We start from the raw sequence: 20,369 nt of genomic DNA, 5'->3' as shown, positions 1-20,369 counted from the left end.
CGGCGCCACCTAAAACTTCGGAGAACGCCATGCCGACCCTGTCCTATGCTGCTGACCAGAAATCGAAGATCAACCTGACCCCGTCGCGCCAGGCGATCCGGCGAGCGGCGCTGGCGTTCCTCGCAGCGCTCGGTGTCGCCGGAGCCGCCGCGTTCGGCCACTACTATCTCACTACCGGCCGCTACCTGGAAACGACCGACGACGCCTATGTCAAAGCCGACTCCACGATCGTCGCGCCAAAGGTTTCGGGTTACATCGCCGAAGTTCTGGTCGCCGACAACGAGCCGGTGAAGGCTGGTCAGCTCCTGGCACGGATCGACGACCGCGACTTCAAGACCGCGCTGAACCAGGCCAAGGCCGACGTTGCGGCCTCCGAAGCCGCCGTGAAGAACCTCAACGCGCAAATCGAATTGCAGGAGCCGCTGATCGAGCAGCAGGCGGCCGAGGTCGACGCGACCGAAGCCAATCTGAAGTTCGCCCAGCAGGAGCGCGCTCGCTACGACGAACTCATGAAGTCGGGTGCAGGCACGATTCAACGCGCCCAGCAAACCGATGCGGCTTTGCGCTCACAGACGGCACAGCTGCAGCAGGGCAAGGCGGGATTGATCGCGGCCAACAAGAAGGTCGAAGTGCTCTCGACCCAGCGTGCGCAAGCTGTCGCGCAGCTCGATCACGCCCGCGCGGTCGAGCAGCAGGCGGCGCTGAGCCTGTCCTACACGCAGATCACGGCGCCGGTCGACGGCACGGTTGGCGCGCGCACGCTTCGCGTCGGCCAGTACGTGCAGGCCGGAACGCAGCTGATGGCGGTGGTGCCGCTCGATCAAGTCTATGTGGTCGCCAATTTCAAGGAGACCCAGCTCACCCATGTCCGCAGCGGCCAGCCGGTGGAGCTTCGCGTCGACAGCTTCCACTCGACCCGGCTCAAGGGCCATGTCGACAGCCTGTCGCCCGCGAGCGGCCTGGAATTCGCGCTGCTGCCCCCCGACAACGCGACCGGCAACTTCACCAAGATCGTGCAGCGCGTGCCGGTGAAGATCGTGCTCGACGACCAGAATCTGATCGGCCTGCTGCGTCCGGGCATGTCGGCCGAACCGACCGTCGATACCAAGTCGGCGGTTGTCGCCGAGCGAAAGTCCAACAAGCGCGTCGCCTCGCGCGGCGGCAAGCCTCGCGGCTGAATCACTGCGAACCAAACCTCGAAAGGAATGTCCCATGTTGAAGGGCAAGGTAGCAATCGTCACCGGATCGACCAGCGGTATTGGGCTGGGCATCGCGGAGGAACTGGCCAGGCTGGGCGCCGATCTGGTGTTGAACGGCCTCGGCGACGCCGGCGAGATCGAAACGATCCGCAGCGGGATCGAGCGAGAGCGTGGCGTGCGCGCCGTCTATGATGCCACCGATATGTCAAGGGGCGACGCGGTACGCGGATTGATCACCACGACGGTCGAGACATTCGGGCGGCTCGACATCCTGGTGAACAACGCCGGCATCCAGTTCACCGCGCCGGTGGATGAATTCCCTGCCGCCAAGTGGAATGCAATCCTCGAGATCAATCTCTCGGCTGCCTTTCACGGCATCGCGACGGCTGTGCCCCAGATGAAGAAGCAGCGGTGGGGACGCATCATCAACATCGCCTCAACCCACGGCCTCGTCGCCTCAACGCACAAGGCCGCCTACGTCGCGGCCAAGCATGGTCTCGTGGGCCTGACAAAAGTGGTGGGTCTGGAGACCGCCGGCAGCGGCGTGACCTGCAACGCCATTTGCCCCGGCTGGGTGCGAACGCCCCTGGTCGAGAAGCAGATCAACGACATCGCCGCGCAGAGAAGCATCAGCCAAAAGGAGGCCCTCAGGGCGCTTTTGGCCGAGAAGCAACCATCCCTGGATTTCGTCTTGCCGGCGCAGCTAGGCGGCACCGTCGCCTTCCTCTGTTCGTCTGCGGCAGACCAGATCACGGGCACGGCGATCCCTGTCGATGGCGGCTGGACCGCTCAGTAGCCGGGCTGACGCGAAACGATGCGACCCGGTTCCCACCAGGGGGCTGGGTGGGTACCCGGACGGCAGCACGGGGCCGCAGTCGGTCCAGCAGGCATTTTCAAGTTCTGCTGGATAATGCTTTCGCTTTTTGACCGATTATCGAAAGCGGCTGATCAATGCATGATCTCCGGGAAATCGAGAGGAGACGGACATGACCACACTTGAAGCCACCCTCGATCAAACTGCGGCTGCTCCCGCCGATCGACCCGCGCCGGCTACTGCACCCGCCGCCCCGACAGTGTCGGCCAAGACCTGGATCGCGGTGATCGGCGCCACGCTCGGCGCCTTCATGGCCGTGCTCAACATCCAGATCGTCAATGCCTCGCTTGCCGACATCCAGGGCGCGATCGGCGCCGGCTTCGATGACGGCGGCTGGATCTCGACCTCCTATCTGATCGCGGAGATCGTGGTGATCCCGCTGAGCGGCTGGCTCGCCAGGGTGTTCTCGATCCGCATCTATCTCCTCATCAACGCCTTCCTGTTCCTGGTGTTCTCTGCGGCCTGCGGACTGGCGCACGACCTGCCGCAGATGATCGTGCTGCGCGCCGTACAGGGCTTTACCGGCGGCGTGCTGATCCCGATGGCGTTCACGCTGATCATCACGCTGCTGCCGAAGGCCAAGCAGCCGATCGGGCTTGCAATGTTTGCGATCTCCGCCACCTTTGCTCCCGCGATCGGCCCGACCATCGGCGGCTATCTCACCGAGAATTTCGGCTGGGAATACATTTTCTACGTCAACCTCGTGCCCGGCGCGCTCATGATCGCGATGCTGTATTTCTCGCTTGAGGCGAAACCGATGCAGCTCGGACTGCTGCGCGATGGCGATTGGCCGGGCATCATCACCATGGCGATCGGCCTCGCCGCGCTGCAGACTGTGCTCGAGGAAGGCAACAAGGACGACTGGTTCGGCTCGCCTTTCATCGTGCGCCTGGCGGTGATCGCCGCCATCGGGCTCACGCTGTTCGTCGCGATCGAGCTGACCGCGAAGAAGCCGCTGCTCAACCTGCGCATCCTGTTCCGCCGCAATTTCGGCTTCGGCGTGCTCGCGAACTTCCTGCTCGGTGTCGCGTTGTACGGTTCGGTCTACATCCTGCCGGTCTATCTGTCCCGCATCCAGGGCTACAATTCCGAGCAGATCGGCATGGTGCTGGCCTGGACCGGCCTGCCGCAGCTCGTGCTGATCCCGCTCGTGCCGCGCCTGATGCAGCGCATCGACCCGCGCCTCGTGATCGGGATCGGCTTTGCGCTGTTCGCCGCTTCCAACTTCATGAACATCACCATGACCAACGACTACGCCAGTGATCAGCTCTTTTGGCCCAACGTGGTCCGCGCCATCGGCCAGGCGCTTTGCTTTGCGCCACTGTCGGCGGTCGCAACCGCCGGTATCGAGGCCGAGAATGCCGGCACGGCATCGGGACTGTTCAACATGATGCGCAATCTCGGCGGCGCCATCGGCATTGCGGCGCTGCAGACGCTGCTCACCAAGCGCGAGCAGTATCACTCCAACGTGCTCTCGCAGCAGGTCACGATATTCGAACAGGCGACCCGCACCCGGCTCGACCAGCTCACCCATTATTTCATGAACCATGGCGTGATCGACCGCGTCGATGCCACCCACCGCGCCTATGTCGCGATCGGCAAGATCATCCAGAAACAGGCCTTCATCCTGGCCTTCAGCGACACCTTCTATCTGCTCGGCGTGGCGCTGATCGTTGCCCTGATCGCGACGCTTCTGCTCAAGAAGCCCGATCATCTTGAGGCTGGCGGCGCCCACTAATCACTTTCGACCCCAACCACAGAGGAGAATGACTATGAAGCCCCGCATGAACTTCTTCCAGGCCGCGCCCGACACCATCAAGGCCCTGACCGCGCTGGAGGCCCAGATCCAGTCCTCCGGACTGGAGCAGTCGCTGATCGAGCTGGTCAAGACCCGTGCCTCGCAGATCAACGGCTGCGCCTTCTGCATCAACATGCACACCCAGGACGCCCGCAAGCGCGGCGAGACCGAGCAGCGGCTTTACCTGCTCAACGCCTGGCGCGAGTCGCCGGTCTACACCGACCGCGAGCGCGCCGCGCTGGCCTGGACCGAGGCGGTGACGCTGATCTCCGAGACGCATGCACCGGACGACGTCTACAACGAAGTCCGAGCGCATTTCTCGGAATCCGAGACCGTCAACCTCACCATGCTGATCGCCACCATCAATGCCTGGAACCGGCTTGCGATCTCCTTCCGCTCCGTGCCGCCGGTGAAGGTCAGCGCCGCAACCGCGGCCTGATCAGGTCGCGGTCGCTCTCGCGAAATCGACATAGATTTCGCGAAGGCGCGTGGCCATTGGCCCCGGCTTGCCGTCGGCCACCGTCTTGCCGTCGATGCTCACCACCGGCTGCACGAACAGCGACGCGCTAGTGATGAAGGCCTCCTTGGCCTTCAGCGCCTCATCCACCGAGAACGCCCGCTCCTCGACCCGGAGCTGGCGTTCTTCGGCGAGCTTCACCACGGCCTTGCGGGTGCAGCCCGGCAGGATCTCGCTGCCGTTCTGACGCGTCACGATGACGTCGTCCTGGGTCAGGATGAACGCCGACGACGAGCCGCCCTCGGTCACCTTGCCGTCCTCGATCATCCAGGCTTCGCCCGCGCCGGCCTCGGCGGCCGCCTGCTTTCCCAGCACCTGCGCGAGCAGCGCCACGCTCTTGATGTCGCGCCGCGTCCAGCGGATATCGGGCACCGTGATGACGGCAATACCCTTCCTGGCGGATTCCGCGTTCACGATGTCCTTGACCGAGGTGAACATGATGAGCGTCGGCTTCACACCCTTCGGGAAAGCGAAGTCGCGCCCCTTGTCGGCGCCGCGCGTGACCTCGAGATAGACGAGGCCGTTCTCGAGCTTGTTGCGCGCAACCAGTTCCTTCTGGATCTCGATGATACGGTCGATGTTTTCGGGCAGCGGCAGCGAAATCTCGCCGACCGACCGCTCCAGCCGCGCCAGGTGCGAGGCGTTGTCGACCAGCTTGCCGTCAAGCACGGCGGAAACCTCGTAAATGCCGTCGGCGAACAGAAAGCCGCGATCGAGGATCGAGACCTTGGCCTCCGAAAGGGGCACGAACGAGCCGTTGACGTAAGCAATGGAGTCCAAAGGTCATCTCCTTGTCGGCGAGCCGCGAAGCGATAGGGGCGCACCATATAAGCCATTCGCCGAGGCCGATAAACCCCAACGTCGTCATTCCGGGACATCGCGAAGCGATGGCCCCGGAATGACCACAGAGCTAGTGCGGCAAAATCTTGGACAGGAATTTTTGCGCGCGGTCGCTGCGCGGCTTGGCGAAGAAATCGGTCTTGTTGGCATCCTCCACGATCTCACCCTGATCCATGAAGATGACGCGGTTGGCGACCTTGCTGGCAAAGCCCATCTCGTGCGTCACGACCATCATGGTCATGCCCTCACGCGCGAGATCGACCATCACGTCCAGCACCTCACTGATCATCTCCGGATCAAGCGCGGACGTCGGCTCGTCGAACAGCATGGCAATCGGGTCCATCGCGAGCGCGCGCGCAATCGCCACGCGTTGCTGCTGTCCGCCGGACAATTGCGCCGGATATTTTTTGGCATGCTCCTTGAGTCCGACGCGTTCCAGGAGCTTGCTGCCCTTGGCCATCGCCGCATCGTGCGAGCGGCCGAGCACCTTTTCCTGCGCGAGGCAGAGGTTGTCGATGATGCGCAGATGCGGAAACAGCTCGAAATGCTGGAACACCATGCCGACGCGCGCGCGCAGTTTCGGCAAGTTGGTCTTGGGATCATTGACCTTGATGCCCTCGATGGAAATGTCCCCCTTCTGAAACGGCTCGAGCGCATTGACGCATTTGATCAGCGTCGATTTCCCCGAGCCTGACGGGCCGCACACCACCACGACCTCGCCCTTGGCAACGGAGGTGGTGCAATCCTTCAGCGCCTGGAAGGTCGCGCCGTACCACTTGCTGACGTGGCTGATCTCGATCATGGAACTCCCGCTAGCGTATGATGGCAATGCGCGACTGCAATTGCCGCACGGCGAACGAAGCGCAGGAGCTGATCACGAAGTAGACCAGCGCCGCGAACAGATACATCTCGACCAGGCGTCCGTCGCGCTGCGCCACGATGCTGGCCGCGCCGAGAAAGTCGGGGATCGACACCACGTAGACCAGCGAGGTGTCCTGGAACAGCACGATGGTCTGGGTGAGCAGCACCGGCAGCATGTTGCGGAACGCCTGCGGCAGCACGACGTAGCGCATGGTCTGGCCGTAGGTCAGGCCCAGTGCCTGCGCCGCGGCGGGCTGGCCCCGCGAGATCGACTGGATGCCTGCGCGCATGATCTCGGAAAAATACGCCGCCTCGAAGATGATGAAGGTGACCAGCGAGGAGGCGAACGCGCCGACCTTGATCGGTTGGGACGCGCCGGTCAGCCACTGTCCGATATAGGGCACCAGGAAGTAGAACCAGAAGATCACGAGCACCAGCGGCAGCGAGCGGATGAAGTCGACATAGAGCCCGGCGATCCGACCGAGCATCCTGTAGCCTGAAAGCCGCATCAGCGCGATCAGCGTGCCGAAGACGAGGCCGCCGAGCGCCGACAGTGCCGTGAGCGTCAGCGTGAAACGCATGCCTTCGAAAAACAGATAAGGCAGCGACCTGCGAATGACATCGAAATCGAAGTTGGCGAACATGTCGGATCACTTCCCCGAAATATAGCCGGGGATCGCCACGCTGCGCTCGATGAGGCGCATGGCGGTGACGACGACGACGTTGAGCAGGAGGTAAAGCAGCGTCGCGGCGGTGAACGCCTCGAACACCTGGAACGAGAACTCCTCCATCGAGCGCGCTTCGCCGGTGAGCTCGAGCAGGCCGATGGTGATCGCCACCGCCGAGTTCTTGATGGTGTTGAGGAACTCCGAGGTCAGCGGCGGCAGGATGATGCGGAACGCCATCGGCAACAGCACATAGCGGTAGGTCTGCACCGTGGTGAGCCCGAGCGCGGTGGCGGCCTGCCGTTGCCCACGCGGCAGCGAGGAGATGCCGGCCTGCAACTGCACGGCCACGCGCGCCGACATGAAGAGCCCGACGCCGACCGAGGCCGTCCAGAACGGCGCGTCGGGCAACTGCTTCAGCCATAGGCCGGCGGCGCGCGGCAATAGCTCCGGCAGCACGAAGAACCACAGGAAGATCTGCACCAGCAGCGGGATGTTGCGGAAGAATTCGACATAAGCGAATCCGATCCAGGATGCGGCTCGCGACGGCAGCGTCCGCATCACGCCGATGATCGAGCCTGAGATCAGCGCGATGATCCAGGCAAGCAGCGAGGTCTTGATGGTGACCACGAGGCCCGACAGCAGCATGTCCAGATAGGTGCCGGTGCCCATCGGGTTCGGGTCGAGGAAGATATGCCAGTTCCAATGATAGTTCACGGGCGCCTTCCGTAGACAGGGTGTCGCGCCAGCTCATGCAATGGCTGGGCCATTGCATGAGCAGCCGGCGGACTCACTTCGCCTTGTAGGACGCCGGGTCCGGCGAATCCGACGGCTTGGCAAACGCCGCCTTCAGCTCAGGCGCCATCGGCGTGTTGAGGTTCAGGCCCTTCGGCGGAATCTTCTCCTGAAACCACTTGTGGTAGATTTTCGTGCCCTCGGGGCTCTTGTAGAGCGCTGCGGTCGCCGCATCGACCGCCTTCTTGAAGGCCGGGTCGTCCTTGCGCAGCATGACGGCGTAGGGCTCGGGTTTGGAGAACTCGTCCTTGGAGATCACATAGAGGCTCGGGTCCTTCGATCCGGCGATCAGGCTCGCGAGCAGCACATCGTCCATCACGAAGGCCGCGGCGCGGTCGGTCTCCACCATCAGGAACGCTTCGGCATGGTCCTTTGCCGGAACGACGTTGATGTTGAGCTTGCGCGCGGCGTTGGCCTCGGTGAGTTGCTTGATGTTGGTGGTGCCGGCGGTCGAGACCACCGTCTTGCCCTTCAAGTCATCGATCGAATTGATCTTGTTGGATTTCTTGGTGACGTAACGGCTCGCCGTGAGGAAATAGGTATTGCTGAAGGAGACCTGCTTCTCGCGCTCGGCGTTGTTGGTGGTCGAGCCGCATTCAAGGTCGATGGTGCCGTTGGCCATCAGCGGAATACGGGTCGCCGACGTCACCGGAACGAGCTTGACGTCGAGCTTGGTGAGCTTGAGCTGCTTCTTGATCGCGTCGACGACCTTGTAGCATATGTCCATCGCGAAGCCGACCGGCTTCTGGTTATCATCGAGATAGGAGAAGGGGATCGAGGAATCCCGATAGCCCAGCGTGATCGTGCCGGTGTCCTTGATGTTCTTCAACGTGCCAGTCAGCTCTTCGGCACCGGCCTGGCTTGCGCCAAATGCGGCGGCGAGCGCGAGGCCAAATAGGATCTTGCGGTTCATGCGTGTACTCCCTGCTTGGATGCTACAGTTGCTTTGACGATTTCGTTCAGGACCGGCGCGATGTAGCGCCGGAATTGTTCAGGGTTTTCGCTCATCGGGAAATGCCCGAGGCGCTCCATGATGGTGACGCGGGCGCCCTTGATCGAAGCGGTGGTGCGCTTCGTGTCCTCCGGCGTGCAGGAAAAATCATATTCGCCGGTCAGAAGGTAAAGCGGGCAGACGCTGGTATCGATCCTCTGCACCCTGCCGCGCAGATCGCCATCGACGCGATAGAAATAAAGATCGCCCTTGAACACGCCGGGTCCGCTTTGCTTGTAGGCCCACAGCGTCTCCTCGCGCGACGCTCTCGGGCCCTGCGGCGCGATCAGGCCGGAGACCAGTGCGGCGCAAACTTCGCCGCCATGAACGTCGGGGCGATTGAGCCAGGTGGTGTCATACCAAGGCTCTTGAAAGTCAGCCGCCTCGAGCCCGATCAGCGCGCGGAATTGATGCGCGTGATCGATCGCGAGATTGAGCACGATGCGACCACCGATCGAGCAGCCCATCACGACCGGCTTGTCGAGTTTCAGCGCCTTGCAGAACGCGCAGATGGTCTCCGTGTAGCGCGCGGTGGTGAGCTGGTATTCCTCGCCGGTCCAGCTCGCGGGCGGATTGGACTTGCCGTGCCAGGGCATGTCGAAAGCGATGATGCGGAAGTTCCTTGTAAGCTCCCCATCGGCCAGCAAATGCCGCCATTGCCGCCCATCGGCGCCCGCGGTGTGCAGGCATACCAGTGGAATGCCAGCGCCATTCTCCTCGAAATAGATACGATGCATCTCGCCGCCGATGTCGACATGGACGTAGCGGCCGATCATCGGTTCGATCCGCCCGTTCATGCCGCAGCCTTCGATGCACGGAGCCGGGGCAGCGCCAGCAGGTCCTTGAAATACTGCAGATGGGTCATGAAGGGATGCAGGTCACCTTCGAGCACTGCCTCGCCGCGCTTGGTCAGCGCGAGCAGATCGTGCCAACCCGGACGCGGCATCGGCTTCCAGTACTCCGTCCACGCCAAAGGAGTCGCGCGATAGGAAAAGCGCCAGGAGCGCATCAGCGCGGGCTGCGCGGTGAATTCGACGATCCGCCCCGACCGGATCGACACGAAATGCGGCTGGTCGATCAGGCCAAGCCGGCAATCGCAATCGAGGAAACGGCCGCGCGAAACAAGTGCGGGCGCAGCCTCGAGCAGCGCGGGAATCGCTGAAAACGACTTGATCAAAGCGGCTTCCTCCGGAGCTTGCGTCATCAAGGTTTCGGCAGTGTCCTGCGATGCCGGCGTTGGCAACGGAACCATGATGACGAAAACATCAGGCGCTCGCAAGGCTACACTTTAGTCGGGTCCGGCGTGAAGGTTTTGCCCGCAGCCGTCACCTGAATGGTGATCAGCGCCAGAGGCTGAAGTTACGCCTGGCTCGCCCGCTCGCCGAGATCCCAAAACAGCCCCGCCATGATGCCGAGCGCCTCTTCGGTCACGGAAAGCAGAATGTGCTCGTCGGGCGCATGCTGCGAGCAGCCGGGATAGGAATGCGGCACCCAGATCGTCGGCATGCCGAGCGTCTCCGAGAACACGTCGTTCGGCAGCGAGCCGCCGAAGTTCGGCAGCACCGCAGGCGGCTTGCCGGTAGTCTGCCGGATCGAATCCGCGGCCCATTTGATCCAGGGGCTGTCGAAATCGGTGCGCGAGGCGATGAAGCTTTGCGTCGCGGTAACCTCCACCATCGTGAAACCACGGGCGTGAAGATGGCTGCGGACGGCGTCGACGACCTGCTCGTGCCTGGTGCCGACCACGAAGCGAAGCTGCAGCACGGCGCGCGCGTGGCCGGGAATGGCGTTGGCGGGCTTCTCGATATTGCCCGAGGACATCGCCAGCACTTCCAGCGTGTTCCAGGCATAAAGCCGTTCGGCCGCCGAAAGCCCCTCCTCGCCCCAATCTTCCGACAGCGCCGGTTCATCCGCCGTCGGCATGACTTCGACGTCGGCCAGAAGGCTGCGAATCTGGTTGCTCAGCCGCGGCGGTTTCAGCGCGTCGAGCTTCATCCGCCCATGATGATCGACCAGGCTCGCGATCGCGTTCGCTAGGATCGTGGCGGGGTTGGCGAGCACGCCACCCCAATTGCCCGAGTGATGTCCGCCCTCGCGCAAGTTGACGTCGAGCTGGATTCGGATGCCGCCACGGCAGCCGAGGAAGATGGTCGGCCGGTCGGCGGCGAGCCGCGGCCCGTCGGAGGCGAGCAACAGATCCGCCTTCAGCTCATCACGCAGCGAGGCGCATACCTTGTTCAGGTCGGGCGAGCCGATCTCCTCTCCCATCTCGACCAGGAATTTGGCATTGAAGCCGAGCTTGCCGCCGCGGGCCTCGCGCACGGCCTGAAGCGCGGCGAGGTTGATCGAGTGCTGACCCTTGTTGTCGGCGGTGCCGCGGCCATAGACGCGGTTGTCGATCCTCGTCGTACGCCAGGGATCGAGGTTGCCGCGCCATTCACCGACCATGCCATCGACGACATCGCCATGGCCATAGATCAAGACGGTCGGTAGCCGGGCGCCCTCGCGATGCTCGGCAAGCAGGAACGGCGACTTGCCGCTCGGCGATTCCACAAGGCGACTGTCGAAGTCGAGCGCGGCAAGGGCGGGCTGCATCTCCTTCTCCAGATAGGCGCGGAGCTCCTCGGCCCGGCCGGCATTCTGGCTCTCGGTCTTGAAGCCGACGCGGCGGTCGAGGTTCTTAAGGAACTCGCCCGAGTCGATCTGGCGATGGGCGTTGGCGATGGCGTCTTTTCTTGTCATGGCGTTTCTTTTTGGCGTCCTTTTGCGTCGCGGAAAATCTTTCGTGTCCGATCAGCGTATCGGGTGACGGGCGCGGCCGGAAGGGCTGTTGCCCACCGAATTTGTCTTGCTAAGGCCTCCGAGAATGGACCAATTTCCCCGCAAACGACTGGCGGTAAAGCCGCCTAAGGGAAGGAACTGACGGCCACCATGACCAAGGAAATCCGGCTCAACGCCTTCGCCATGAACTGCGTGGCGCATCAATCGCCGGGGCTGTGGACGCATCCGCGCGACCGCACGGCCGAATATAACCGCCTGCCCTATTGGCTTGACCTTGCGAGGGCGCTGGAGCGCGGCCGCTTCGACGGCCTGTTCCTCGCTGACGTGCTCGGCGTCTACGACGTCTATGGCAACAGCCCCGATGCCGCGCTGACGTACGCTACGCAGACGCCGGCGAACGAGCCGCTGCTGTTGATCTCGGCGATGGCCGCCGTGACAAAGCATCTCGGCTTCGGCGTCACCTCCAATCTGTCCTTTGAGCCGCCCTATCCCTTTGCGCGGCGGATGTCGACGCTCGATCATCTGACCGAGGGCCGGATCGGCTGGAACGTCGTGACGGGCTATCTCGACAGCGCCGCGCGCGGCGCCGGCAAGGACAAGCAGACCGCGCATGACGACCGCTACGACATCGCCGACGAATATATGGAAGTTGTCTACAAGCTCTGGGAAGGAAGCTGGGAAGACGATGCCGCGATCCGCGATCGCGCGCGCGGTATCTTCACTGACCCGTCCAAGGTGCATCGCGTCACGCATGAGGGCAGGAACTACAAGCTCAACGCCATCCATCTCGCCGAGCCGTCGCCGCAGCGGACGCCCGTGCTGTACCAGGCCGGCACCTCGCCGCGTGGACGGCAGTTCGCCGCGCAACATGCCGAATGCGTGTTCATGTCGGGGCCTTCGGCGAAGGTGATCGGGCCGCGCGTTGCCGCGATCCGCGAGCAGGCGGCGAAAGTCGGACGTGATCCGCGCGAAATCCTGATGTTCAGCATGTTCACCGTGATCCTCGGGGAGACCGAGGCGGGGGCGAAGGCGAAATACGAGGATTATCGCAACCACATCAGCCCCGAGGGCGCTCTGACCTTGATGTCCGGCTGGACCGGCGTCGATTTCTCGCAGCTTGCGCTCGACCAGGAAGTGCGTCACGTCACCAACGATGCCGGCCGCAGCGCGATGGATAACATCACCCGCGCCGATCCCGACCGCGTCTGGACGGTGCGCGAAGTCGCCCAGCATGTCGGTATCGGCGGCATCGGGCCGGTGATCGTCGGCACGCCGGAAAAAGTTGCCGACGAGATCGAGGCGTGGTTCGAGTCGACCGACGTCGACGGTCTCAACATGCCATTTGCGGTGTCGCCCGGCGATTTCGAGGATATTTCCGACATGCTGGTACCGGAGCTGACGCGGCGTGGGCGCTACAAGAAGGACTATGCGCCGGGCACGTTGCGCGAAAAACTGTTCGGCGCGGGACGTGCGAGACTCTCCGCGCCGCATCCGGCGGTGCAGTACAGGCCGCAGGTGAGGCAGAAGGCGGCTGAGTAACACGCGCCGGATTTATGCTCTGCCGTCGCCTCAGGTGGCGGTTGAGCGCGTTCTTTGATATAGGGACACGACTCACATCTGGAGTTCTGTACATGCGTAAATTTCACGGCCCGGTCGAGCGCGTAAGGTATTTGCTTCACCAGCGATACTACTGGCGACGTTGGCTGCGACGGCGGCAAACCCTGCTCCTGCACAACGGGACTCGTGTGGCTTATGACGACCACGCGGGACATCATCTGGCTCTCACTGAGCGAGCGCTGCGATTTAACATCTGGGGCGACGAGAGCGGCTACGCCTAAGACGCGTCGCTCCTCAAGATAGGAGCCGTAGGGTGGGCAAAGGCGCGCAGCGCCGTGCCCACCATTTGCCAGCGGGTGCGCCCGCTATGGTGGGCACGCTTCGCTTTGCCCACCCTACGATTCTGACCAATCGCGCCAACGGCATCTTGTATTTCGGTGTGACGAACGATCTCGTCCGCACGATCACGAAGTAAGACGTGGATGGCCGGGACAAGCCCGGCCATGACGAACTTGGTTGGCTTTGGATTCAGTTGTCAAACAGCAGAAGGCGTAACGGAGCATTCCCGCGGCATGACATGCCCGAGTCTTGCTGCAGCGATCGCCCCCAGAGAATTCAGAGGGCGCAGGGAATGCCGGGTGCCGTTGCACCCGCAGCCACGTGTGCAGCAAATGCGCTAGGAACGCACACGAGAAATCCACAGGTACAACCGAACACACTCCGGCATTCCCTGCGCGATGTTTTCCGACTTATTCCGTGCTCTCCTCGGCGTACCGGGCTTTTCTAGTCACCGTCCCCCGGGATCATGATCCCTAGGGGTCCACACCAGCATCGGGGTGTCGGGACCACACGGCTTCGTCGAACGCATCCTGCGCGCCTCGTCATTAGCGCGCTGGCTTGCGTCCATCGCAACCCGCCGCACGTCTGGCGACGATTGGCCGAACGTCCCTCGTGGCGCGGCGGGCTGGAGCAAAACATATTTCTGATTTGCCGATTTCCGCAATATCGAAATGGTGCGACAAAGTAACACGACGGGCAATTTGCGCATGATGGACATGTGCAAATTGCCCGTCGTGCCGAAAATAACACGCCCGGCGTCACGCGACCGAAAAGCGCTTGAGCGCCGTCCGGTCGATCTCGATGCCGAGCCCGGGACCGTCGGCCACCTGCACGATGCCGCGGACGTGCTCGATCGGCTGCGTCAGGAGCGCTTGTCGGATCGGATGTTCCGTGCGGTCGAACTCCAGCATCGGCTCGAGCGGGCTGAGCGATGTCGGCGTATGCGTCGGCAGCACGGCGAGAAGCTGCAGCGAGGCGGCAATCGCGATGCCGGTGCCCCAGACATGCGGGTTATAGCGCACGCCAAACGCCTCCGCCATGTCGGCGATCTTCTTGCACTCGGTGAGCCCGCCGGCGGCGCAGGTGTCGGGCTGGATGATGTCGATCGCGCGCGAGGTGAGGAGATCGCGGAAGCCATAGCGCGTAAACTCGCATTCTCCGCCCGCGATAGGAATCGGAATCGCCGCCTTCACCGCGCGATAGCCGGAAATATCCTCCGGCGGCACCGGCTCCTCGAACCAGCTAATATCATGCCGCTCGATCATGCGGCCGAGCCGGATCGCCGCGACCGCATCATAGGCATCATTGGCATCGACCATCAGCGCGACGTGATCACCGATGGCGTCGCGCACCGCATGCGTCATTGCGGCGTCTTCGTCGACGCCGAAGCCGACCTTCAGCTTCACCGCGGAAAAGCCGCTGTCTGCGTAATCCGCCGCTTCCTGTGCGAGGTATTTCCTTGGATCGCCCGACTTGCGCCGATAGAGGCCGGTGGCATAGGCCTTCACCTCGGTGCGGAGCGCACCGCCGAGCAACTGGTAGCAGGGCACGCCAAAGTGCTTGCCCTTGATGTCCCACAGCGCGATGTCGATGCCGGAGAGCCCCTGGATCACCACGCCCTTCTGGCCGTGGTCGCGGAGCCGCGCATAGATCATCTGCCAGAGGTGATCGGTGCGCAGCGGGTCCTCGCCGATGAGCCACGGCGCGACGCTGTTGACCACGGCCGCCGTGATCCGCGCCGGGCCATAGCATTCGCCCCAGCCGATCACGCCATCGTCGGTCTCGATCTCGACCACCATCGCGGTGCGGGTGTCGTACCAGGCGCGCGAATAGGCGAAGGGCTGCGAGAGGGATGCTTCGAGGATGTGGGTGCGAACGGAGGTGATTTTCATCGAATGCCTCACCAATTGCAGGCGCCGTAGGGTGGGGAAAGGCGCGCATGCGCCGTGCCCACCGTCTCGCATCGTGATCAATAATGGTGGGCACGCTTCGCTTTGCCCACCCTACAGCATACGGTCAGTTAACCGCGTTGCTCAGCATCACCTCGATCAGCTTGGCGCCCGGCCGCTTAAAGGCGTCCGTGAGCTTCGGCTTCAGCTCGGCGGGATCGGCGATCCGCATCGCCTCCAGCCCCAGCGACTTCGCCATGCCGGCAAAGTCCACGGGCGGATCGACAAAATCCATGCCGACATAGTGATCATCGCCGTGAAAGGCGAGCAGGCGCTGCTTGATGATGCGGTAGCCGCCGTTGTTGCAGATCACGACGTTGAGCGGCAGCTTGTGGTGCGCGGCGGTCCACAGCGCCTGGATCGAATACATCGCGCTGCCGTCGCCGGAGTAGCACACCACGGGGCGCTGCGGGTTGGCGAGGCTGACGCCGACGGACGCCGGCACGCCCCAGCCGATGCCGCCCGAGGCCAGCGCGTGATAACCGTAACGGTCGCGATGCGGGCGCAGCGACAGCAGTTGCCGCCCCGAGGTCAGGCCCTCGTCCACCATGATCGCATTGTCCGGCATCGCTTCGACAAGCTGCAGCGTGAGATAATCCGGATCGATCGGCGATCTGACCGCGGCCTTGTTGATCTGCTCGATCAACGGCTTGCGCCGTGCGCTCCAGTTCCTGGTGGCAAGCTCGGCGAGGCCCTGTTTCGCACGGCTTTCCAGCGCCGCACCGCCGGCGGCCTTCAGCGCGGGAATAAGCGCGCGCAGCGTCTCCTTCACATCGGCCTTCAGCGCAATCTCCGCGCCATAATTCTTGGCAAGGTCCCAGTCGACCAGGCCGATCTGCACCATCGACAGGCCATCCGGCATCGGATCGACCTCGCTATAAACCGACATGCGCAAGGGATCGGCGCCGAGCACGATCATGAGGTCGTAGGGCGAGAGCACCTCGCGCACCTGCTTCTGCAGCCGCGACAGCGCGCCCATGAAGCATGGGCTTTCGGACAGGAAATGCGCGCCATAGGGCGTCGAACATTGATAGGCCGGTGCACCCAGCGTTTCGGCGAGCGCGGCGGCCTCCTTGAGTGCATCGCTCTTGACGATCTCGTCGCCCGCGATGATCACGGGCCGCTGTGCTTTGAGGATGCGCGCGACTAGCGCCTGCAGGGATTCGTCCGATGGTTTCACGCGCGTATCGACGCGGGTGGCGCGGCCGAGCTCGATGCCGGCTTCGGAATTGAGGATGTCGCCGGGAAGCGAGATGAAGACGGGTCCGGTCGGCGGCGTGGTCGCGATCTTGGCGGCGCGCCGCACGATGCGTGGCAGGTCTTCCAGACGCGTCACTTCGACCGCCCATTTCACCAAGGGCTCGGCCATCTGCACCAGCGGGCCGTAAAGCACGGGCTCCATCAGCCCATGGCCCTGTTCCTGCTGGCCGGCGGTGAGAATCATCGGCGTGCCGGTGAATTTCGCGTTGAACAGCGAGCCCAGCGCATTGCCCAAGCCCGGCGCGACATGAACGTTGCAGGCGACGAGCTTGCCGGAGGCGCGCGAGAACCCGTCGGCGATCGCGACCACCAGGCTCTCCTGCATCGCCATCACATAAGTGAGGTCGGGATGGTCCTTCAGCGCATGCATGATCGGCAATTCGGTGGTGCCGGGATTGCCGAACAGATGGGTGATGCCCTCGTCCTTGAGCAGCGCCAGAAAGGCCGAACGCCCGGTAATGCGGTTCTTCATGTTTCCTCCATACCTCTCGGGCGTTGCCGGTCGGCGTCAGGCATCATGCTGATCCCGCGCGCGAGAGCAATGGAGCAGGCTCATGGCTGCGTTGCGCCGGCGTGCGCGTGCGTTCAATCGTCTTCGCGCGCGAGCTCGAACGGATCCTCACCCGCGGCGCGGCGCTTCTTCTTCGAGCGCTGCCAGACCACGCCCGGATAGCCCTTCAGCGGCACCAGCGGCTCGCCGGTATAAGTCCACTCCTGCAATTCCTCGATCGCGAGGTGATAGAGCGGCTGGCGACCGGTGCGGCCCGAGAACAGGGCGCGCGAGACGTTGACCATATGCGGCGAGCGGGCGCGCTCGTAGAACAAGGGCGTGCCGCAGGTGGAGCAGAAGCTGCGCGTGGTTTTGGTGGCCGCGTCTTCATGGCGCGTGATCGCGGTCTTGCCCTTGGTGATGCGAAAGCGCTTGCGCCAGCTTCCGACATAGGTGGCGTAGGCCGCGCCATGTGCGCGCCGGCTCGCCGCGCCATGGTCATGAAAGGCCCAGCGCGCCGGCACGTCGATCTCGAAGGCGACCTTGCCGCACAAGCATTGCCCAGGGGCTATTCCTGCTGCGGGTGCTGGCTTGGCCATTTTCAATCGTCCTTCGTCGTTATTGCGAGCCAACGGGTCCGCGCAATGACGGGGACCTTGCTCGTCACGCCGCCGCCATCGCGTCGTAGACGGGATAATCGGTGTAGCCAGCAACGTCGCCGCCATAGAAGGTCTTGCGATCGTAGGGCGTCAGCGGAAAACCGTGCTGCAGGCGACGTGGCAGGTCGGGGTTGGAGATGAAGATGCGGCCAAACGCAATCGCATCCGCATGCCCCTCCGCGATCGCGGCTTCCGCCGCTTCGCCCGTGAAGCCGCCTGCCGTGATCAGGACGCCTTTCCAGATCGGACGGCACAGCACCATCGCCGACGGCACGCCCTGCCAGTTGACCTCGGCGCGGCCCGAGCCGCTCGAGCGCGGCTCGATGAAATGCAGATACGCGAGCCCCAGCGGATTGAGCTGCTCGATCGCGTGCGTGTAGAGCGGCATCGGGTCCGCTTCACCGCTACCATTGGCGATGCCGTAGGGCGAGAGCCGCACGCCGACGCGGCTCGCGCCCCAGACGTCGATCGCGGCCTGTGTCACCTCCAGAAGAAAGCGGACGCGGTTTTCAATCGATCCACCGTAACGATCGGTACGCAGATTGCTGCGCGATTGCAGGAATTGCTCGACCAGATAGCCATTGGCGCCGTGGATTTCGACGCCGTCGAAGCCGGCGGCAAGCGCGTTGCGTGCGGCCTGCCTGTAGGCCTCGACGATGACCGGCACCTCCTCGGTTTCGAGCGCGCGCGGCGTCTCGTAGGGCACGACCTTGCCGTCAGCGGTCATGGCCTTGAACTCGGCGGGGATCGCGACCGCAGACGGTGCGATCGGCAGCGCGCCGCCGGGCTGGAACGAGGAGTGCGAGACGCGCCCGACATGCCAAAGCTGCAGGAAGATGAAGGCGCCCTTGGCATGCACGGCATCGACCACCTGGCGCCAGCCTTCGACTTGCGCATCGGTATAGATGCCGGGCACGCCGGGATTGCCGAACCCGGTTGCCAGGACGGGCGAGGCTTCGGCGATGAGCGGGCCACCCGCGGTGGCGCGTTGCGCGTAATATTCGGCGTTCAGCGGCCGCGGCGCGAGCGACGGTTTTGACGCGCGCATCCGCGTCAACGGCGCGAGCGCAAGGCGATGCTTCAGCTGGTAAGGGCCGATCTTGAGCGGTGAAAACAAATGCGGAAAGTTCATTGCTGCCCCGATTGTGATGCTGCTTTGAAAAGCGGCGCATCTTGTTCGGAAACGGCAGCGGTGGCAATCCACCGCGCACGGCGCGAAGACCTCCCATGCGGCTCGGCACGGGCCGTCATCGCACTGCCGCCATTGGCTGCCATTGAAATGCAGGTCCCGATCGAGCCGGAGAATAACCATGCCTCTTGAAGCGATGTCGCCGAACCATGTTGCCGTCGTCACCGGCGGCGCCTCCGGCATCGGGCTTGCTGCCGCCCTACGGTTTGCGCAAGCCGGGATGAAGGTTTGCATCGCCGATATCGGCGCGGAGCGGCTGAGGGAGGCCGAGCTCAAGCTGTCATCCGCTGCAGGCAACGCCGCCGACGTCATGACCGCGACCGTCGATGTCAGCCGGGTCGAGCAATTGCAGGAGCTTCAACACGCGGTACAGAAGCGCTTCGGCGGCACCGACATCCTGATGAACAATGCCGGCATCCAGCCGGGCAGCCAGATCTTCGGCCCTGCCGAGAGCTGGCAGCGCATCCTTAACGTCAATCTCTGGGGCATCATAAACGGCACGCAGGTGTTCGCAGCCGCCATGATCGAGCGCGGGCGGCCCGGCCTCATCATCAACACCGGCTCCAAGCAGGGCATCACCACCCCGCCCGGCGATCCCGCCTATAACGTCTCGAAGGCCGGCGTGAAGGCCTTCACGGAGGCGCTCGCGCACGAGCTGCGCAGCATGGGAAGGCGGATCACCGCGCATCTCTTGATCCCGGGCTTCGTCTTCACCGGGCTGACGGCGCGCGGCCGCACCGAGAAGCCGCCCGGCGCCTGGACCCCGGAACAGACCGTCGACTTCATGGTCGAGCGGCTTGAAGCCGGCGACTTCTACATCCTCTGTCCCGACAATGACGTGCCGCGAAAGCTCGACGAGCGGCGCATCTTGTGGGCGGCCGGCGACATCGTCGAGAACCGGCCCGCGTTGTCGCGCTGGCATCCGGACTATGCGGAGGCGTTCGCGGCGTTCGTGAAGAAGGGATAAGCGCCGTCATTGCGAGCGAAGGGTGGGTTAGATTCGTAGGGTGGGCAAAGCGAAGCGTGCCCACCATCCCGAACGGGACTCGAAGTGGTGGGCACGGCGCAAGAGCGCCTTTGCCCACCCTACGAATTACGAATCCGCGACACTACTACAGCGTCTCCTGCTTGTGGCCGCAGTTCTTGCAGGTGAATTTCACGCGGCCCGCGCCGCGCTCGGCTGACAAGCGGTTCGGCGCGCCGCATTTGCCGCACACGGCCTCGATCCTGGTGTTGCCCTGCTTGATGACCAGGTTGCGCTTGGCCATGGTCTCGCGGATCAGCCGCTCGGCCTCTTCGCGCATCGATTGCTTCGACATCCAGTACTGTCCGTCTGATGGGGTTTTATGTGATTATCGCAGACACATGACAAGCTTGCGTGACGCACAAATCAAGTCTCGACGATCGCGGCCGCGGCACGTCTCGAGTTCCCGGCACAGAAGCTCACTGACACGCCCCGGCAGGCAAAGCAACAAAGCTGTAGCGGCCAACGCGCGCGTCAAGATCACCGCGCCCCCACGAAAACTTCTCTGGGCAAATAACGTGCGCGCCAATTGTATTGCAACCTCGGCCAGGTGGGGTATCAAAAGAAGCGCTCTCTGCGCA

Annotated in this window: 19 protein-coding genes; 6 read left to right on the top strand and 13 right to left on the bottom strand. The window is 63.5% G+C overall.

Annotated elements, in window-relative coordinates:
- The first annotated feature begins 29 nt into the window (after positions 1-29).
- From VKR55_RS09430 to VKR55_RS09415, 4 genes are all read left to right on the top strand, one after another.
- On the top strand, positions 30-1,178 hold the full coding sequence (locus VKR55_RS09430) for an HlyD family secretion protein (RefSeq protein ID WP_324402155.1): 1,149 nt from the start codon (positions 30-32) through the stop codon (positions 1,176-1,178).
- A 34-nt stretch (positions 1,179-1,212) separates the two neighbouring features.
- Positions 1,213-1,995 carry a 3-hydroxybutyrate dehydrogenase gene (locus tag VKR55_RS09425; RefSeq protein WP_324402154.1) on the top strand — a complete coding sequence of 261 codons (783 nt, stop codon included), beginning with the start codon at positions 1,213-1,215 and terminating at the stop codon, positions 1,993-1,995.
- A gap of 190 nt (positions 1,996-2,185) precedes the next feature.
- Positions 2,186-3,811, top strand: coding sequence for an MDR family MFS transporter (locus VKR55_RS09420; RefSeq protein WP_324402152.1), 1,626 nt, complete (start codon positions 2,186-2,188; stop codon positions 3,809-3,811).
- 34 nt (positions 3,812-3,845) lie between these two features.
- Complete coding sequence (locus VKR55_RS09415) at positions 3,846-4,310, top strand: carboxymuconolactone decarboxylase family protein (protein ID WP_324402150.1); 465 nt, start codon at positions 3,846-3,848, stop codon at positions 4,308-4,310.
- Here the strand turns inward: VKR55_RS09415 and VKR55_RS09410 are convergent, their stop codons facing one another.
- The 8 genes from VKR55_RS09410 to VKR55_RS09375 form a co-directional block, all read right to left on the bottom strand.
- Complete coding sequence (locus VKR55_RS09410; RefSeq protein WP_324402148.1) at positions 4,311-5,168, bottom strand: D-amino-acid transaminase; 858 nt, start codon at positions 5,166-5,168, stop codon at positions 4,311-4,313. It abuts the gene before it with no gap.
- A 130-nt stretch (positions 5,169-5,298) separates the two neighbouring features.
- The gene (locus VKR55_RS09405; RefSeq protein WP_324402146.1) at positions 5,299-6,030 is read right to left on the bottom strand and encodes an amino acid ABC transporter ATP-binding protein; all 732 of its coding nucleotides are present in this window, start codon (positions 6,028-6,030) and stop codon (positions 5,299-5,301) included.
- Positions 6,031-6,040: 10 nt separating this feature from the next.
- Entirely contained in the window at positions 6,041-6,733 is a 693-nt protein-coding gene (locus VKR55_RS09400; protein WP_324402144.1) for an amino acid ABC transporter permease, read from the bottom strand.
- Between the two features lie 6 nt (positions 6,734-6,739).
- Positions 6,740-7,471 (bottom strand): amino acid ABC transporter permease, encoded by a 732-nt coding sequence (locus tag VKR55_RS09395; protein WP_324402142.1) that lies wholly within the window; start codon positions 7,469-7,471, stop codon positions 6,740-6,742.
- 73 nt (positions 7,472-7,544) lie between these two features.
- Positions 7,545-8,462: an amino acid ABC transporter substrate-binding protein gene (locus VKR55_RS09390; RefSeq protein WP_324402140.1), complete on the bottom strand. Its 918-nt coding sequence runs from the start codon at positions 8,460-8,462 to the stop codon at positions 7,545-7,547.
- Positions 8,459-9,337 (bottom strand): alpha/beta fold hydrolase, encoded by an 879-nt coding sequence (locus VKR55_RS09385; RefSeq protein WP_324402138.1) that lies wholly within the window; start codon positions 9,335-9,337, stop codon positions 8,459-8,461. The genes VKR55_RS09390 and VKR55_RS09385 overlap by 4 nt, the downstream gene beginning before the upstream one ends.
- Positions 9,334-9,744, bottom strand: a complete 411-nt coding sequence (locus VKR55_RS09380) for a hypothetical protein (RefSeq protein WP_324402136.1) — start codon at positions 9,742-9,744, stop codon at positions 9,334-9,336. The genes VKR55_RS09385 and VKR55_RS09380 overlap by 4 nt, the downstream gene beginning before the upstream one ends.
- A 155-nt stretch (positions 9,745-9,899) precedes the next feature.
- Positions 9,900-11,282, bottom strand: coding sequence for a M20 family metallopeptidase (locus tag VKR55_RS09375; protein WP_324402134.1), 1,383 nt, complete (start codon positions 11,280-11,282; stop codon positions 9,900-9,902).
- Positions 11,283-11,471: 189 nt separating this feature from the next.
- Here VKR55_RS09375 and VKR55_RS09370 point away from each other — a divergent pair, with 189 nt between their 5' ends.
- Entirely contained in the window at positions 11,472-12,860 is a 1,389-nt protein-coding gene (locus VKR55_RS09370; RefSeq protein ID WP_324402132.1) for an LLM class flavin-dependent oxidoreductase, read from the top strand.
- A gap of 1,115 nt (positions 12,861-13,975) precedes the next feature.
- On the opposite strand, the gene VKR55_RS09365 is transcribed toward VKR55_RS09370, so the two are convergent.
- From VKR55_RS09365 to VKR55_RS09350, 4 genes are all read right to left on the bottom strand, one after another.
- Entirely contained in the window at positions 13,976-15,109 is a 1,134-nt protein-coding gene (locus VKR55_RS09365; protein WP_324402130.1) for a mandelate racemase/muconate lactonizing enzyme family protein, read from the bottom strand.
- A 124-nt stretch (positions 15,110-15,233) separates the two neighbouring features.
- Positions 15,234-16,898 (bottom strand): thiamine pyrophosphate-binding protein, encoded by a 1,665-nt coding sequence (locus tag VKR55_RS09360; protein ID WP_324402128.1) that lies wholly within the window; start codon positions 16,896-16,898, stop codon positions 15,234-15,236.
- A 113-nt stretch (positions 16,899-17,011) separates the two neighbouring features.
- Positions 17,012-17,515: a GFA family protein gene (locus VKR55_RS09355; protein WP_324402126.1), complete on the bottom strand. Its 504-nt coding sequence runs from the start codon at positions 17,513-17,515 to the stop codon at positions 17,012-17,014.
- A gap of 64 nt (positions 17,516-17,579) precedes the next feature.
- Positions 17,580-18,707: an alkene reductase gene (locus VKR55_RS09350; protein ID WP_324402124.1), complete on the bottom strand. Its 1,128-nt coding sequence runs from the start codon at positions 18,705-18,707 to the stop codon at positions 17,580-17,582.
- Between the two features lie 178 nt (positions 18,708-18,885).
- Between VKR55_RS09350 and VKR55_RS09345 the strand changes: the two genes are divergently transcribed.
- Positions 18,886-19,731 (top strand): SDR family NAD(P)-dependent oxidoreductase, encoded by an 846-nt coding sequence (locus VKR55_RS09345; RefSeq protein WP_324402122.1) that lies wholly within the window; start codon positions 18,886-18,888, stop codon positions 19,729-19,731.
- 145 nt (positions 19,732-19,876) lie between these two features.
- On the opposite strand, the gene VKR55_RS09340 is transcribed toward VKR55_RS09345, so the two are convergent.
- Positions 19,877-20,083 (bottom strand): hypothetical protein, encoded by a 207-nt coding sequence (locus VKR55_RS09340; RefSeq protein WP_324402120.1) that lies wholly within the window; start codon positions 20,081-20,083, stop codon positions 19,877-19,879.
- Positions 20,084-20,369: the final 286 nt, after the last annotated feature.

This window comes from Bradyrhizobium sp. (assembly GCF_035309285.1).
Classification (GTDB): domain Bacteria; phylum Pseudomonadota; class Alphaproteobacteria; order Rhizobiales; family Xanthobacteraceae; genus Bradyrhizobium.
Note: the sequence above shows the minus strand (reverse complement) of the source record. Positions and strands in the feature narration are given on the sequence as shown.